The sequence below is a fragment of the Flavobacterium sp. ACAM 123 genome (genome assembly GCF_000264055.1).
GTDB lineage: Bacteria > Bacteroidota > Bacteroidia > Flavobacteriales > Flavobacteriaceae > Flavobacterium.
In genome coordinates this window covers 26,768-43,192 of sequence record NZ_AJXL01000010.1, presented here as the reverse complement: position 1 = coordinate 43,192, position 16,425 = coordinate 26,768, and the positions used below count along the sequence as shown (strand labels likewise).

The following is a 16,425-nucleotide window of genomic DNA, read 5'->3' as shown; positions in this document are numbered from 1 at the left end:
AATCGGTGACCCTACAGCTGTCATTCAGTAGTTGAGACGATGTTACAGCAACGAAAAAAAGTCACTTTTACTGAGACATCGATTGAGTAGTACATTTTTTTGGGCAAATAGCAGTAATTATCAAACTTGCCAGATTTAAATATCAAATTAAGTAACATTGAATTTGATACTGGGACGCTTTATAGTCTTGAAAAGCCTATTTGATTGCCAATCTAATCCGCTGGTAAAATCGCTTTCAGAAAACACTCCTGCCGGCGAGAACGTGATGTAATAATTGGAAGCACAAGTTCATTCACCGTCATCAAATATAAAATTTATACTTTAGTCCTTTCAATCATATGATTGATTCCATTTTGACCTTAATGTCCTCTTTTGCTATTTTCATGTTTTCTTATTTTTAATTTACACCAGCAGAAATTCTTTTATTACCTTCTGATATTGATAAAAAATATTTATTCCTACTGATAAAGTGGATTCGAAAAAAAACATCTATTATCAGTGTTTTATGATAAATAATCACTGCTATCTGACAATATCTAAGTTTAAATTCAGTACCCAAAACGAGCCCATGACAGCGATTATAATTCATTTTAGCTTGATAATTAATAAATCTTTTTTGCATTTTATGGTTAAATTTATTTCGAAAATTCTTTGTCATTTGCCGCTACGAAATGAAGGTCGCTTAATTCTTCTCAGCCATGTTTTTTGAGTATTTCTAATTTTTATCTTAGTACTTCTGAGCTAAAAAAAACAACGTCAAGGCTGGTCCATAAAAGGTCTGGAAAATCACGATATAAAGAAATAATATGGGCCTATTTAAAAAAGCAAAACCGCTGTCACTGAAAAGGTGATAATGGATTCAGGTGAAGAAAAATTTCAAAATATAATTTCACAGGCGCCTGTGCTATTGCTATATTTCATCGTCCAAATTTTATAATACAAACTGTTAATAGGACAACCGTTGCCGCATGGGGAAACCGGACACCGCTTATTTCAATATGGTATATCAGCCAATACGTGATTTGGATAATAAAATTATCGGCATCATACTTATCGGAACAGAAGTCACAAAAACTGTGAATGCCCGCAAACAAATTGAAGCAAGCGAAAAGCGTTTCAGCAACATCCTGTCAACATCACTTATGGCAATCGCTATCTTTAAAGGACCGGACATGGTAGTCGCTTTCGCCAATGAGCCAATGCTCAATGTCCTCGGAATAGGAGATGCTATATTTAACAAACCACTGCTAGAGGGAGTACCAGAACTAAAAGATCAGAATTTTCCGCAATTGATTGCAGAATTATATACTACCGGAGTGGCTTTTGAAGGCTTCGAAACAAAAGCTGTTCTGGTTCGCAACGGAATGCCAGTAGAAGTTTATTTTAATTCTATCTATCAACCCTATCGCGACGTGGACGATACCATTACCAGTCTTACCGTACTCGCAAACAAAGTGACCGAAAAGGTGGTTGCAAAAAAACAAATTGAAGAAAGTCATGTGCAACAAAAAAATTGGCAGATCAATTAAAACTAGCAACTGATTCCGCAAAAGTTGGTATTTGGTCTTTCTACCCTATTTCATCAAAACTTAATTGGTCTGATTTCCATAAAATAATGTGTGGATATGCTGAACATAGTGAAAATTTAACTTACGAAGACTGGCATAAAGTAATCGTTCCGGACAATAAAGAATATGCTTTTCAAAAAATAAATCAAACAAAGGTTGATCATACAATTTATGAGGTAGCGTATCGAATTAGACGCGCAAACGATGGCGCTATTGTTTGAATTAAATCTTTTGGACTTTTTTATTATGATGAATTTGGCGAAGCTCATACGCTTGCTGCTATTAGCATTGATATTACAAAGCAGAAAAAGTACGATCAAGAATAAGCCGAAGCAAAAGCCAATGCTGAAAGTACCGCATCGATAGCTAAGAATGCGGTTGTCTCAAAACAACAATTCCTTTCAAACATTACTCATGAAATCAGGACTCCTATGAACTCAAGTATTGGTTTTACAAAAGTGTTTATGAAAACAGCCTTGACAGAAAAACAACAAGAATATTTAGAAGCTATAAAATCAAGTGGAAATACTTTAATTGTGCTTATAAACGACATACTTAATTTAGCAAAAGTAGATTGTGGGAAAATAATCTTTATTAATTCGCCTTTTAAAATCACAGAGTCAATAACTACCATTATTCATTTATTTGAACCTAAAATTCAGGAAATGAATTTAGAATTAGTAAGGGAGTAGGATCTCTAAATTCCCGAAATAGTATTCGGGGATTCAATACATTTGAATTAAATTCTTACTTGTCTTTTAAGCAATGCGATAAAGTTTACTGCAAAAGGAAAAATCACCTTAAGCGTTAATTTAATAGATGAAAATGAAGAAAAGGTAACACTTGAAATTAAAGTTTCCGATACCGGCATTAGCATTCCAAATAACAAAATCGCAACTATTTTTGAAAACTTTGAACAAGCAAGCCCCCCCACCTCAAGTTTAAACGGAGGGACCGGTTTAAGTCTTGCCATTGCTAAACAATTAGTTGAAAAACAGGGTGGAACTATTTCCATAAAAAGTAAAGTTGATGAAGGATCCACTTTTAGTTTCACTTTAAATTTTCAAAAAACTAATAAAGAAGTACAATTTGAAAATGAAGAAGAGCAATACAACACAAAAGTCCAACCCTAAAAGTATTTATGATATTATTCTAATGGACTTACAGATGAACGTAATGAATCCATTTGAAACTACTTAACATACCCGCAATAAAATGAAATTACAAATCTCAACCATTGCATTAACCGCTGATGTAAATACCGCTGATGTAGAAAAGTGTAAAGCGATAGGTATGAACAACTACATTTCAAAACCTATTGACAAAAAATTATTATATCATAAAATCTTGGAATTACTAAAATCTAAATAATTTACTTTACAGTAGGAACAACACATAAGGTTTATCGCATGATGGGAAGAAAAGAACGAGTATAAAGCAAGATGTTGATCATTTAACTGCTGACGTGTAAGTATCGTACTTTGTGCTTTTAATATCTGATTACAGTAATTCGTACAGTTACACTTCTACAGCGTCAATACCAAAAACGTTAGGTCACGTTTCCCTTCGGGACAAGATAAACAAACCTCCTTTAAGACTTTTTAAATAAATCTAATTATCGTAAATTGCGGTCTATCTAAAAATAAAATCATGGAAGACAAAAATATACTGAATTATCTAGAAGATGTTTTAACAAATATGCCAACTGGATGGCTAGGTACAACAACCCATCGACTCGATATTTATAATGAAAAATTGGCTAAAACAGAATTTTTAGAACAGTTTGACACCCTATTTAACGACAATAATTCTAAATCATCTTCACTAAATAATTTACCTACTGCTTATGACTATATTCGGTTAGGACATCCCTTATCTTGCATATTAGAATGGGGAATTGCTAAAGTAAATAATCTAAAATCAGAGAATATAATCAGTTTTTCATCGCAGACGATTCCTATTTTGGCAGTTCTAAGGAAAAATTCAATAGACAAAAAAAAACACCCAAATCGTTTATACCGGTGAATTACCTGAGTTTTTTTGATGCAAAGGTGCTGAAAAGTATTTATGGTTATGATTTTGATCTAAAGCATGTGGAGAAAGTAGAGGATATTGCCAAGTTTGATGGTAGTACTATTTTTATTTCGCACAAAGAGGCCCTTGGTACTATTGTTCTTACCCCAAACATTGACTTTTTTATCAGTATTCACTCTCCATTAGGAAGTGTTTTAATCGTAAATGGAGAACCTAGCCTTCCGGCAAGTAGTGAAAATGAAGGTTATATTTCAGATATTCAGCATGTAAGAAGAAGAGAAAGCATAGCGATGACACCTGCTGATTCCCTTATAGCTTTGAAGTCGCTGATAACGCAATCTCCTATTGATACTACAAAAAGTAATGTTGAAGCAGATATAAAATCAGTTTTAGATTCAATTAGAACAATTACCAATACGACAACAAAACCACTAGTGGCTTCTAGTGGCCTTTCTATCCAGTATGCGATTATGATGGGGCTAATTCACGATGCCGTAGAAAAATATAAAGGAAAAGCGATCAAAATTATCGTTCCTCCAAATTGTTACGGCGGTACAAATGACCAAGCAAGACGTGTTGCTGCCTGCATTGATAATGTTGAAATAGTGGATTTATTAGTTGATGGTGATAACGACATGATTCAAAGTATTGATACTGTTTTAGATGCAATTGCTAACGAAGATGCTGTCCCTTATATCATTGCTGAAATTCCAACAAACCCTAGAGTTGAGGTTCCAAACCTCATAGATTTAAAAAATGTTTTAAGTCAAGAACGCAAAACAGCAGCTGGTACTATTGCTATCGATCCCGTTTTTATTTTAGATCAAACATTTTGTCCTAATGTGCACTTTTTAGGAGAAGAGGACATACTTGCAGCGGTTAGAACCATTTCATTTGCTAGCGGATCGAAATTTCCAAGTGGAGGGCAATGTACGGCTGGCTACTGCGTAGGAAATAAAAAAACAGAAGCTTTGATGGAAAAAATAGAAAGGCATCTAAATCTTTGCGATAATGAGGCGACAGATCTTCAATATGAAATATTAGCCAAGCAAATGCCTTCAATGAATCAAAGAATTCATGACGCTTATATCAATACCCGCGAATTTGTCAATTTTATTCATGCTACGCTACCAGAAGCAAAAATCAATTTTGTTTCTTCAGCGTTAGCTGAACAAGGATTTACCCCATCTGTTTTTTCATTAGATCTCCCTACTAAAGGAACTAATGATGAAGAAAAGGAGAATTATAAGAGAGCGTTAAATCTTAAATTAATCAATTTAATGATTGCCGAAATACCTAATGAAAGTAAATTCTGCGTGAGCTATGGGCAATTAAAAGGCTGTTACTGGACAGTACCGGCAACTTCCACACAAGGAACGACTAAAGAAGGTGACAAAGATTATATTGTGCGTGCATCACTTTCTCCAAATATGGATCTTGAGCTTCATAAAAAAGTGTTTTTAAAGTTTGTTGAAAATATTTAACACTATCAATAGAATAATAATAGTTTGAATTTTACAAAATATGCTACTCCCGCACGAATCCGTTCGTGTGGGAATCGTAAACAATGATTTTCTATCTTAATTTACCACTCTTTTTTTTTAATATGAATGATAGAATCCAGAACATTTGGATGTCGGCAGATTTGCGGTTGTAATACCAAACGAATTTATGTTTTAGTCCAAATCGTTTTAGTATAATGCCGATGTAATAGGAACGTAATACAATGTAATTGGACGATCCTGAATATACTGTCAGTACAAATTAATTAGACGTATCTATCCGCAACGATAGTACAAATTTGTTCATTGAAAGTAGAATATACCGTCAAAAAAATTAAAAATTCATGCTTTATGTTTGTAATAGCAACATTACCGTTTTAATTCAGATTTTCGTTTAGCTAAATACTGGTTGTCATAAACCACAAAATACTTACAGCTGTGCCACATTGTGAAAAACATAAAGCAATACAGTTTGATTTATAGCTTGCAAAAATCTACTTAGTAAATTAGTCCTGCTATAACTCTAAAAAAAAGGCTCAATTACAAAAGAATTTATTATTTCTGGATTAATGAACACCTCTGTTTTAATTTTTTCAAGGTTCTATACAAATACCACAATTGCTGAATTTGATCCAGACGTAAAGTCTAATTTTGGACTTCTTATATCGGGATTAACCTGCCTATTTGTAGCAAAAAAATGATTAAATACTAAAACCAGAGTAACTGTAAGCTATGGTTTGCTCTATCCAAAAATTAAAAACCCGTCCGATTTCCATAGGCTATTCCCTATTTGAAAAGCTTGGTTCCAAGGCATGCTTTATATCCCATAAAAGTTCGTACAGCATTTGACCAATCACTATCAAAACTATGAAAGAAATCGACAAAAGAACTACATGAGATTCTGACTTATTCAAAAGTATACTATGCTAGAAACTAAAGATATAGCACAGTTGCAGCTCTGCGAACTTGCTTTCTTTCTTAAATTGATCAAAAAGCACTATCCTTTTTTAATGAGAATTAGAGCTGAAATACAAACCGCATAATAGTTGCAGTTTCCAGCTATTTACTTTTTCGATTTCCTTAAATTAGTATAATTATAACCTCATTGTTATTTAATTGGACACAATTAGACGCGGTTGGATCCTTTCATTATTGCTGTAATTAGTAATTTATAATGTGGGTTATCTTGTTCTGTTGCATTAATAAAATAACCAAAATAAAAAATTACAGCCTTGTTTTACAAATACTTAGATACGATTTTAACTACTGTATGTTTTTTTAATATGTCGTAGCATTAAACAGATGCCATCCCTTTTTTCTTGAAAACATTTAATATATTTGGAAGAAGGATGATCAAGGTTTTTTTAAGAATAGTTTTAGGTCAATGCTAATAATGCAATACAGAAAATGGAATACGACTATATTATAATAGGAAGTGGTTTTGGTGGTTCGGTTAGTGCCTTACGATTATCGAAAAAAGGATATACCGTTTTAGTGATTGAAAAAGGGAAATGGTTCAAGGCTGCCAACTTCCCTAAGACCAACTGGAATTTCAGAAAATGGCTTTGGTTACCAAGTTTACGTTTCTTTGGGATCATGAAGTTAACCATCTTCAAGCATGTTGATGTTCTTTCTGGTACAGGTGTAGGTGGCGGCTCTTTAGTATATGCCAATACATTACCCATTCCAAAATCTACATTTTTTAAAACTGGTAGCTGGAGTCAACTCCACGACTGGGAAAATGAATTAGCACCTTATTATCTGGAAGCATTAAGAATGCTTGGTGCAGCTAAAACACCTAAATTGTTTGACGGAGATATTGGGCTCAAAAAAGTAGCTGAAAAATTGGGCATGGAAGATAAATTTGATGCCACTACCGTAGCCATCTATTTTGGAGAAGAGAATGTTACAAAAGAGGATCCTTATTTTGAAGGTATGGGACCAGAAAGAACCGGTTGCAACTTTTGCGGAGCCTGTATGACGGGATGTAGAAATAATTCTAAAAACACCCTAGACAAAAACTATTTACACTTGGCGCAAAAATATGGAGCAGTCATCAAGGCCGAGCATGAGGTTTATAACGTTACACCACTAAACACAGAAGATGGAGAAAATGGCTATGAGGTTTCAATAAAAACAAGCACAAAATTATTTGCTAAAAAAAGTATAATTAAAAGTAAAAGCGTTATTTTTCCGGGTGGAGTATTGGGTACAATTAAACTGCTGCTCCAGTTAAAGACTAACTCATTACCTAATATCTCAGATCGATTAGGGAAAGACATAAGAACAAATAATGAAACTCTTGTAAGTGTTTCTAGTCTTGAAAAAGACAAAAACTTTTCTAAAGGAGTGGCTATCGGAAGTATTTTAGATACTGATGAAAATAGTCATTTGGAAATCTGTAGGTATTCTGAAGGTTCTAATGCATGGAAACTGATACATTTCCCGTATGTTACAGGTAGTAACATTTTTATTCGCTTAGGAAAAGTTTTATTGTCGCTACTGAAATCCCCCGTCAAATACTTTAAAATTTATTTTATGAATAGTTGGGCCAAGAAAACAGTTGTACTGCTTTTTATGCAAACTCTAGATAGTACACTTAGATTTAAGATAAATATTCTTGGTTTTATGAATTCAACAATAAGTACAGGTAAAAAACCAACCCCTTTTATTCCCGAATCTATCAAACTGATTAAAGAGTACGGCAAAGCCGTGAATGGTGTGAGCACCTCATTTGCCTTAGAAACAATTGTAGGTATACCCTCAACAGCACATATTTTAGGAGGCGCGGTGATGGGAAAAAATTCATCGGAAGGAGTTATTGATAAAAACAACAATGTATTTGGCTACAAAAACCTTTATATTATCGATGGCTCCATGATCTCGGCAAATCCAGGAGTGAATCCATCCCTATCAATAACCGCAATTGCAGAACGTGCAATGGACCAAATTCCTTTTAAAATAAATTAGATACTCCATAAAAATAACCGTTACAAGCCCTTGAATTATTAAGCTAAAAGTGTCAAAATTATTTTAAGGTGCGCCACACTAATTATCGCCGCTAGTATATTTTTTTTGGACATCGAGATATTCTACTGAATGAATTAAAAGCAAAGTACACTAATACAGCTTATTCATTCATTTCAGTGAATGGAATAGATATTCATTTTCGTGACGAGGGACACCAAACCGACTTTATTCCAATCGTACTCATCGATGGCACGGCCTTCAGTTTACATACATTTAATGCTAGAACAATAGCTTGAAAAAATCAAATCGAGTGATCAGAATGGATCTTCCAGTGTATGGTTTAACGGGTCCGTTTCCCGACCGGAATTATTCCATAGCTCACTACACAGAATTCTTAAAAGACTTTTTGACAGCTTTAAGATTAAACAATGTGTACTGGCAGGTAACTCCTTAGGTGGAGAAATAGCTTGGAACTTTACCCGAAAAGAAATAGAAATGGTGAGAAAATTGATTTTAATAGATGCTGCAGGATATCCTCCAAGTGCACAGAGCGTGCCAATTGCTTTTAAAATAGGGCAGACTCCCGTCCTTTGAGAGCTCCTCACCTATATTGCTCCCCGTTTTATAGTGAAAGCTAGCGTTGAAAACATCTGTTTTAATAAGTCAAAGGTAACTGATTCTTTAGTTGAAAGATACTTTGAACTCACGCTTAAAGAGGGCAATCTTCAAGCATTTGGAGATAGGTTCAAGGCGTCAAAAGATACGAGTGCCTACAAAAATGTAAAACAGATTCAGCAGCCAACACTCCTAATCTGGGGAACAAAAGATTTATTAATCCCAGTGGAAAATGCCTATAAATTTCCTGAAGATGTTCCAAATAATACTTTAGTTATATTGGACAATACAGGTCATATTCCAATGGAGGAAAGTCCAGTTGAAAGACTAAAAATAGCACTTTATTTTTTAAAACATAGCAAAAATATTGGAATGACTACTCCTCCCCAAAACAAAGTGTATAGTGAAGTAAAAGGGACTAAAAATAAAGCGTCAACCGCCGTACCTAATCTACCTTCAAATATAAAATATGGAAGTAATTAAAAATTCGTATTGGTGTGGACGCCTTTTCCTTTTAAGTCATTTGGGTTATTGTTAGATTCGTTTTACTACATACATTGAGAATTTTTATATAAGATTATAGTCGTATCGAGCTATCAATTAAATTGTTTAACTATTATAACAACAACTATCTTTGTTCCATGAAAAAACAAATTGCTATTATAGGCGGCGGTCCGGCTGCTTTTTTATTGGCTGCTTTTTTAGATCCTGAAAAGTTTACTATTACCATCTACGAAAAAAATAAAACAACTGGGCGTAAATTTTTAGTTGCTGGTAAAGGTGGTTTCAACTTAACTCATGCAGAACCGATTGAACAACTTATTAAACGGTACACTCCAAGTTCTTTTTTAGAAAAAGCACTACTCGATTTTACTAATGCTGACTTTAGAAATTGGCTCGATCAAATAGGGATTCCCACCTACATCGGAAGTAGTAATAGAATATATCCAAAAGAAGGAATTAAACCTATTGAAATACTGCGTGCAGTTCTCAAATCTCTACAAGAAAAAGGAATTAGTATTAAGTATGAACATGCTTTTTCTGATTGGGATGATAATAATAATCCGATTATAAATGACCAAACGATGCAAACAGATTACACCGTCTTTTCTTTAGGCGGAGGAAGTTGGAAAATTACAGGATCTGATGGAAGCTGGCTCGATACTTTCTCTAAAAAAGGAGTCAAAACAAAAGCATTTCAAGCATCAAACTGCGGATATCAAATTGACTGGAAATCTGATTTTATTAAAAAACACGAAGGAACTCCTCTAAAAAACATTGCTATTTCTTGCAATAACGTTACTCAGAAAGGAGAGGTTATTATTACTAAATTGGGATTAGAAGGAAACGCCATTTACGGACTAAGCCCACAAATTAGAGAACAATTACATTCAAATTCTAAAGCAACCGTTTTTATTGATTTGAAACCTTCATTGACAATAGGAGATTTACATTCGAAAATAAAATTATCTAAATATAGAAATACTGCTAACATTTTAAAAAAGGAAATCAAACTAAGTACCGCTCAAGTCGATTTGCTACGAACCTATCTATCTAAAGAGTCTTATTTAAATACAGCATCAATAATAAAAAACATCAAAAGTTTTCCTCTGGAGATAATAAATACTGTGTCCATTGACGAAGCAATTTCTACAGCTGGCGGAATTGACTTAAATGCAGTTTCTGAAAATTTTGAACTTACAACAATGAGCAACCAATTTTGTATTGGCGAAATGTTAGATTGGGACGCCCCAACCGGCGGTTATTTATTGCAAGCTTGTGCAAGTTCAGGTGTGTATTTAGCAAATTATTTAAATAAAAAGAATTGATCACTCCTTTGTATAAATCGGTTACTCCTACAATTATTTTAGTGATTTTTTGAATTCCTCAAATGCAGAAAAGGATTCATTCAAATACTAAATCACATAAAAGGAAAATACAAAAGACATAAAAATAAGGATAAAAAATGATAAGTATTACCTCATACGAAAATTTAATAACTATCTCCGCCCAATTTTTATTTTGGCTTTTAAATTAATAGGTTTTACCAAATAGATTTATGTTTTAGTCCAAATCGTTTTGGCATACTGCCGATTTACTATGAAAATAGTACTATTTAATTGGCCTATATTGAAGGTACAATCGGTATTACTACAAAATATGAAATTCAGCTCCGTGTCAATCCGAAAAATTAGTATCTTGGCCTGTGATACTTTAGGTATGCAATACCGTTGCGCTAAGGGTTATTGGGCTGCGCAAACCGAAAGCTTTATAAAGTTACATCAGAGGGTAAACACCAAGACAAAATGAAAATTACAAAAGATAGTTTCTTTATTTCCTTAATCATATTTGCTATCTTGATTTTGGTTGTGGCATTCTCATTAAAGAATATTTATGAATTAAATAATAATTCTAACAAGGTTATTCATACTTACGAGGTGCAGATGGATTTAGCTAATAATCTTTCTTTATTAAAAGATATTGAAACAGGCGCAAGGGGTTTTGCCTTGACAGGAAATACCGCTTATACAGAACCTAATGTTTTGGCAAAGCCTAAAATTAAAAAAAACATTTTGCATTTGCAGAGTTTGATTAAAGACAACCCGCTCCAAATAGTAAAACTCGATTCGCTTAAACAACTTATTAACTTAAAAATTGCTTCAAGTCGCGAAATTATTAACGTGCGGAAGCAGCTAGGGTTAAATGCTGCGATTAAAATTATTTCTACGCAAAAAGGCAAACGAATAATGGACGACATTCGAAAACTATCCTATAACATGGATAAATTAGAAGAAGAATCATTAATTGATAGAAATAAGATTGCAGTCGATAGTTATTTCCTTGCTCAGCTTTATGTTGTTTTAGGAGGTGTTATCTCCATCTTAATTGCGACCTTCTTAATGATTATCAACAACCAATCTTTTAAACTAAAAAAACACCTATTGAAATCAGAAGAAGTACTAACAGTTGCACTGTCTTCTAAACAACAATTTTTATCTAATATGAGCCATGAAATCCGCACACCAATGAATGCTATTCTTGGATTTACAAAGATTATGCTAAAAACAGATTTAGCACCTAAGCAAAAGCAATATTTAGATGCTATAAAAACCAGTAGCGATGGCTTAATTATACTCATTGACGACATACTGGATTTAGCAAAAGTGGATGCAGGAAAAATGACATTTGAAGAGATACCTTTCAAAATGGAATCCTCGATATCAAGTATGATTCAGGTATTTGATTTAAAAATTAAAGAACATAATTTAGAGTTAATCAAAGAATACGACAGTAAAATTCCAGAAGTATTACTAGGCGATAAAGTACGTTTGCACCAAATTCTTTTAAACCTCCTGGGGAATGCTTTAAAGTTTACAACAAAAGGAAAAATCACCGTAGCTGTTCGTTTGCTGAATGAAGATGAAGATACAACAACTATTGAGTTTGCGATTACCGACACAGGCATAGGAATAGCGGAAGATGAATTAGAATACATCTTTGAAAACTTTCAACAGGCAACGAGTTCGTCTTCAAGAATATTTGGAGGAACAGGCTTAGGACTTGGCATATGTAAACAATTAGTGGAAAAACAAGGAGGAACGATTTCGGTAAAAAGTAAAATTAATGAAGGGGCAACGTTTAGTTTCACTTTGAGCTTTAAAAAAACCAATGCAGAAATTAAATCAGAGATTATAGAGTTAAAACTAAATGATGAAATCAAGATCATAAAAGTGTTATTAGCTGAAGATATAAAACTCAATCAATTATTAATGAAAATAATTTTGGACGATTTCAACTTCAAATATGATATCGCTGATAATGGAAAAATTGCTATTGAAAAATTACAAACAGAATCTTACGATATTATTTTAATGGACCTGCAGATGCCAGAAATGGATGGATATGAAGCCACAGCATATATTCGCGACATAATGAATTTAAAAATTCCAATCATTGCTTTAACAGCCGATGTTACAACAGCTGATGTCGAAAAATGTAAAGCAATAGGCATGAACGATTATATATCAAAACCACTTGACGAGAGAGTTTTGTATACTAAAATTATTGAATTAGTAGGGCGTTAGATATATAAACAAATTTAAGCAAGAAAGGTAAAAACATAATAAGACTCTGGCAAATATAGCCAACGAACTGCTTTTTTATCACTGTGAACAACCATGTAAAGATGCTGGTGAGTTGATCCTTATTAATTATACAACACTAAAAGTCAAATTAATACACATTACCAAAAACTATGAAAACTATGAAAGAGATCGACAAAATAGCTTTTATTGAAATCCAAGAAGGAAATATATTAAGTACAAAATCAAAAGGAAAAACTAAATTTTACATTCCTGGAGGAAAACGTGAAAGCGGAGAAAGTGATGAGCAGACGCTAATCAGAGAAATAGCAGAAGAGTTAAGCGTTGTGATAACTCCAAATACGGCTGAATACATTGGAACTTTCTCGGCACAATCTGATGGAGAAAAAGAAGGTATTAACGTGATTATGACTTGTTACAAAGCAAAATATTCGGGGAATTTAAAAGCAAATAATGAAATTGAGGAGATAAGGTGGTTGAATTATAAGGACATTGATATCATCTCGGAAGTTGATAAAAAAATATTCTCCTTTCTCTATGAAAAAGGAGAGCTGAAATAAAAAGCTTATGAGAGCGACCAATGAGCAAAATTGCAAGATTTAACTCGATTATTGTTGCTTTTAATAAAATCAAAAAGAGTCCTAATAGTCCACAGACAGCTACTGAAAATTAAAATGGTCGGCATTTAGATAAATTCGAGCGACTTATTGGCAAAAACGATTACCTTAGTATGACAAATTTAACTAAGCCTTATACAATCGAGTCGACTGACTAAACGTTGTTAATGAGCAATAGCAGAGTTACTATGAAACACATAATTTATATGATACTTTTATTTTCTTCAATGAGCCCAACAGTAATTTTTGATTTTAACAAAAACTCAGACATTCAAGACTGGATAGTTGTAGATGACGCTGTGATGGGAGGCGAATCATCAAGCACTTTTAAATTAAATGATGAGGGTATTGGTGTTTTCGAAGGCAATATATCGCTGGATAATAATGGGGGGTTCTCCTCTGTACGATATCGATTCTCTAGAACAATGGTTAAGGAATACATTAGCATTGTTATAAAGCTCAAGGGAGATGGTAAAAACTATCAATTTAGGGTAAAATCTAATTCAGGAGATTATTATTCCTACATAGCTCCTTTCTCTACCTCAGGAGAGTGGCAAGAAATAGAAATTAAGCTAAAAGACATGTACCCTTCGTTCAGAGGAAGAACACTTGACCGGCCTAATTTTTCCAAAGATTCTATGGAAGAAATCACTTTTTTGATAGGAACAAAAAAAAGGAAAAATTCCAACTCTTAATAGATAAAATCGAATTAAAATAACACTTACATACTCCACAATTAAAAACTATTTGCAACAAAAAATAACGCTATTAAAAGGGACACTTATACTAAGCACAATACTTAATTCGGGAAACAACAGCTTAAAAAAAGCAGTTTAGAGCAGTCTGTTTTGCTGTGTCCTAAAGATTATTAATTTCAAACCACTATTCGCCCAATGATAAAATAATTATTAAACTAAGTTAGCCATCATTCCAGGTAAACCTTAAAAAAAAAATATGAAAAAACAGCTGTTTGTTATTGCAACCTTTTTGACTTTGATTTCTTGCACTTTACAAAAGGACTTCTATCAAAATGGAACCTTAAAAGGGCAAGGGAAAATCGCTAACGGAGTAAAACAAGGGAAATGGAAACATTTCTATGAGAGCGGGAGTCTATTTCAAGTTGGAAAATACTCAGATGGAAAGGAATCTGGCGAATGGAAAACATTTCACGAGAATGGAAATCGGGAAGCAATTGGGGTTTTTATAGATGGTAAGAAAGTTGGACTGTGGAAATCGTATCACACTAACGGTACAATTTATAATGAAGGAGCTTGGGTCAATTGAATGCTAATAAAAACTATTTCTTGCTATGATCAACAAGGTAACAAATTAGATAAAGACAACTTTGCCAATGATTTAGAAACAGTGCAGTTAAATGGTATAAACGGAAATTTAAATTTTATAATTTATGGCATTAATAATAGAATACCAGAAGAATATATGAATTTCAAAGAAAAATATGGAATTGGGCTTATCATAGAGAATTGTGTAATAGATCCTTTATCGTTTAAAAGAGCGACTAAAAACAATCAGATTATTTCAGATTATTTAGACAAAAAACATGGAGAAGGCTGGCTGAACGAATTACCAACAAAACCTTTTGGAATAAAATAAAAACTTTTACAAGAATAACAAGAAGCAATTGCTGCTCCGCTCCCACTCATAAAATTACAATTATCTTTATTTTATGTACTTTAAAAGTTACGTTTTAATCAACAAAACTTCTCATGGAAACAACTATTGTGTGCAGTTTAAGTCATCCTTAAATAATTAATACAAAATTATATTGTAAGCACACTAATCGGACTTTTCGGAGTATTTATCTTCATAAAGAAACAACGTTCCTGAAATGTCTTGAAAAAAAGTTGTGCTATTTTATTTAAAGAGACTTACAAGCAAACAATGATTTATATTCTGAATCTATCGGGTCAATTTTGTTATTGGAAATCAATAGGCAAATTTCTAAAATGATACCCTTTGGAGACCGCAAAACGCTAAATATAATCCTTAAATAGCTACTATTTCGGCCCCTTTTAGAATGCAAAAATAAACCTACGATAACTCTCTGAAATTAAAAATGGAGATACTATAAATTTGCTGCTACTTTTATTAAAAAATCGGCAAACTTCATTTTCGATAAAAACAAATAAATCAGCTGACAGATCTCCTACTGTACCGATACTATTGCTGTTCCCATTATTTTTTGAATTCGATAAAAATGTGGTGTATAATTGAACGAATAATGGCCAGAGGTGAAAGCACTAATTTTCTATTTTACAGAGTGATCCTGTTTTTAATTGCGCAATAATAATTATAAGTTTCATACTCCAGAGGTTATATTTTCCATTCCTTTTATGATGATGCAAGTGTTACATGAGTTTACTCGCATCGAGTAGAAAGATTTAGTAATCGTGTAGTCCGTTTTCAATAAACGAAGGGCTAAAAATTAATCTGTAAAGTATACGGACCATCATGCACATTTCGTTTTTGAGACCTGAAAGATCAGAATTATTAATAAGTTCATTTGTTGTACATAATATAAAAAGCTTTTCTGATAGGTTAAATTTCGATTATAAACATACCCGAATAAAATTAGTTGTAAAGAAGCAAGAAAAACTAATAAATCGATTGTAATTACATGTACTACTTAGATTAATAGTAAAAATTCTAGGCTTGAATCTGAAATTATCAAATAAAAACGTTCCGAAATTCGGGATTGGCACTATTAATCCCTTACCTTTAAGTATTTGAGCATCTAAAAATAAGAAAAATCTCGTGGGTTCGATAATAATAAAATAAAAGACCAATGAAAAAAATATTAATTATTGCAGAGAATGCGGGCGGGCAGTAAAACATAGCGGGCCTTTTAAAGTTCGCTAAGTATAGCATTTCTACTTCTAGACAAGATGATATTAGTGTTGAAAAAGCAAACCAATTTGCATATCAAAAACCGATAAATAATGGATAAAAACCAAATAAAAAAAAATGGTTACTACTCCATACAACTGAAAAAGCT

Annotated in this window: 13 protein-coding genes and 1 pseudogene; all 14 read left to right on the top strand. The window is 33.0% G+C overall.

The window, feature by feature from the left end; all coding sequences use genetic code 11:
- The first annotated feature begins 968 nt into the window (after positions 1–968).
- The 14 genes and pseudogenes from A3SG_RS0103070 (at position 969) to A3SG_RS18955 (ending at position 15,023) form a co-directional block, all read left to right on the top strand.
- On the top strand, positions 969–1,529 hold the full coding sequence (locus A3SG_RS0103070; protein WP_016988538.1) for a hypothetical protein: 561 nt from the start codon (positions 969–971) through the stop codon (positions 1,527–1,529).
- Positions 1,514–1,789, top strand: coding sequence for a PAS domain-containing protein (locus A3SG_RS0103065; protein WP_016988537.1), 276 nt, complete (start codon positions 1,514–1,516; stop codon positions 1,787–1,789). Before A3SG_RS0103070 ends, A3SG_RS0103065 begins: the two co-directional genes overlap by 16 nt.
- Before the next feature lie 141 nt (positions 1,790–1,930).
- Positions 1,931–2,260 (top strand): histidine kinase dimerization/phospho-acceptor domain-containing protein, encoded by a 330-nt coding sequence (locus A3SG_RS0103060; RefSeq protein WP_083832397.1) that lies wholly within the window; start codon positions 1,931–1,933, stop codon positions 2,258–2,260.
- A 51-nt stretch (positions 2,261–2,311) separates the two neighbouring features.
- The gene (locus A3SG_RS23040; protein WP_083832399.1) at positions 2,312–2,701 is read left to right on the top strand and encodes an ATP-binding protein; all 390 of its coding nucleotides are present in this window, start codon (positions 2,312–2,314) and stop codon (positions 2,699–2,701) included.
- Positions 2,702–2,783: 82 nt separating this feature from the next.
- Positions 2,784–2,939 (top strand): response regulator, encoded by a 156-nt coding sequence (locus tag A3SG_RS21045; RefSeq protein WP_016988534.1) that lies wholly within the window; start codon positions 2,784–2,786, stop codon positions 2,937–2,939.
- 279 nt (positions 2,940–3,218) lie between these two features.
- Positions 3,219–5,086, top strand: a pseudogene (locus A3SG_RS18975) (cystathionine beta-synthase).
- Positions 5,087–6,511: 1,425 nt separating this feature from the next.
- Entirely contained in the window at positions 6,512–8,074 is a 1,563-nt protein-coding gene (locus A3SG_RS0103040; RefSeq protein WP_016988533.1) for a GMC oxidoreductase, read from the top strand.
- A 627-nt stretch (positions 8,075–8,701) separates the two neighbouring features.
- A complete protein-coding gene (locus tag A3SG_RS20645; RefSeq protein WP_016988532.1) occupies positions 8,702–9,172 on the top strand; it encodes an alpha/beta fold hydrolase in 471 nt (156 codons plus the stop codon).
- Between the two features lie 158 nt (positions 9,173–9,330).
- Complete coding sequence (locus A3SG_RS0103030; RefSeq protein ID WP_016988531.1) at positions 9,331–10,518, top strand: NAD(P)/FAD-dependent oxidoreductase; 1,188 nt, start codon at positions 9,331–9,333, stop codon at positions 10,516–10,518.
- Positions 10,519–10,995: 477 nt separating this feature from the next.
- Complete coding sequence (locus A3SG_RS18965; protein WP_016988529.1) at positions 10,996–12,774, top strand: CHASE3 domain-containing protein; 1,779 nt, start codon at positions 10,996–10,998, stop codon at positions 12,772–12,774.
- 179 nt (positions 12,775–12,953) lie between these two features.
- Positions 12,954–13,352, top strand: a complete 399-nt coding sequence (locus A3SG_RS0103015; RefSeq protein ID WP_029596585.1) for an NUDIX hydrolase — start codon at positions 12,954–12,956, stop codon at positions 13,350–13,352.
- A 284-nt stretch (positions 13,353–13,636) separates the two neighbouring features.
- Positions 13,637–14,104, top strand: coding sequence for a CIA30 family protein (locus A3SG_RS18960; RefSeq protein ID WP_016988527.1), 468 nt, complete (start codon positions 13,637–13,639; stop codon positions 14,102–14,104).
- A gap of 259 nt (positions 14,105–14,363) precedes the next feature.
- The gene (locus A3SG_RS0103005; protein ID WP_016988526.1) at positions 14,364–14,693 is read left to right on the top strand and encodes a toxin-antitoxin system YwqK family antitoxin; all 330 of its coding nucleotides are present in this window, start codon (positions 14,364–14,366) and stop codon (positions 14,691–14,693) included.
- Positions 14,694–15,023, top strand: a complete 330-nt coding sequence (locus tag A3SG_RS18955; RefSeq protein ID WP_016988525.1) for a hypothetical protein — start codon at positions 14,694–14,696, stop codon at positions 15,021–15,023.
- Positions 15,024–16,425 lie beyond the last annotated feature (1,402 nt).

Coding starts and splice junctions, on each gene's coding strand:
- A3SG_RS18960 (WP_016988527.1), top strand. CDS start 13,637: ATGAGCCCAACAGTAATTTTTGATTTTAACAAAAACTCAGACATTCAA.
- A3SG_RS18955 (WP_016988525.1), top strand. CDS start 14,694: ATGCTAATAAAAACTATTTCTTGCTATGATCAACAAGGTAACAAATTA.
- A3SG_RS0103040 (WP_016988533.1), top strand. CDS start 6,512: ATGGAATACGACTATATTATAATAGGAAGTGGTTTTGGTGGTTCGGTT.
- A3SG_RS0103005 (WP_016988526.1), top strand. CDS start 14,364: ATGAAAAAACAGCTGTTTGTTATTGCAACCTTTTTGACTTTGATTTCT.
- A3SG_RS0103070 (WP_016988538.1), top strand. CDS start 969: ATGGGGAAACCGGACACCGCTTATTTCAATATGGTATATCAGCCAATA.
- A3SG_RS21045 (WP_016988534.1), top strand. CDS start 2,784: ATGAAATTACAAATCTCAACCATTGCATTAACCGCTGATGTAAATACC.
- A3SG_RS0103030 (WP_016988531.1), top strand. CDS start 9,331: ATGAAAAAACAAATTGCTATTATAGGCGGCGGTCCGGCTGCTTTTTTA.
- A3SG_RS18965 (WP_016988529.1), top strand. CDS start 10,996: ATGAAAATTACAAAAGATAGTTTCTTTATTTCCTTAATCATATTTGCT.
- A3SG_RS0103015 (WP_029596585.1), top strand. CDS start 12,954: ATGAAAGAGATCGACAAAATAGCTTTTATTGAAATCCAAGAAGGAAAT.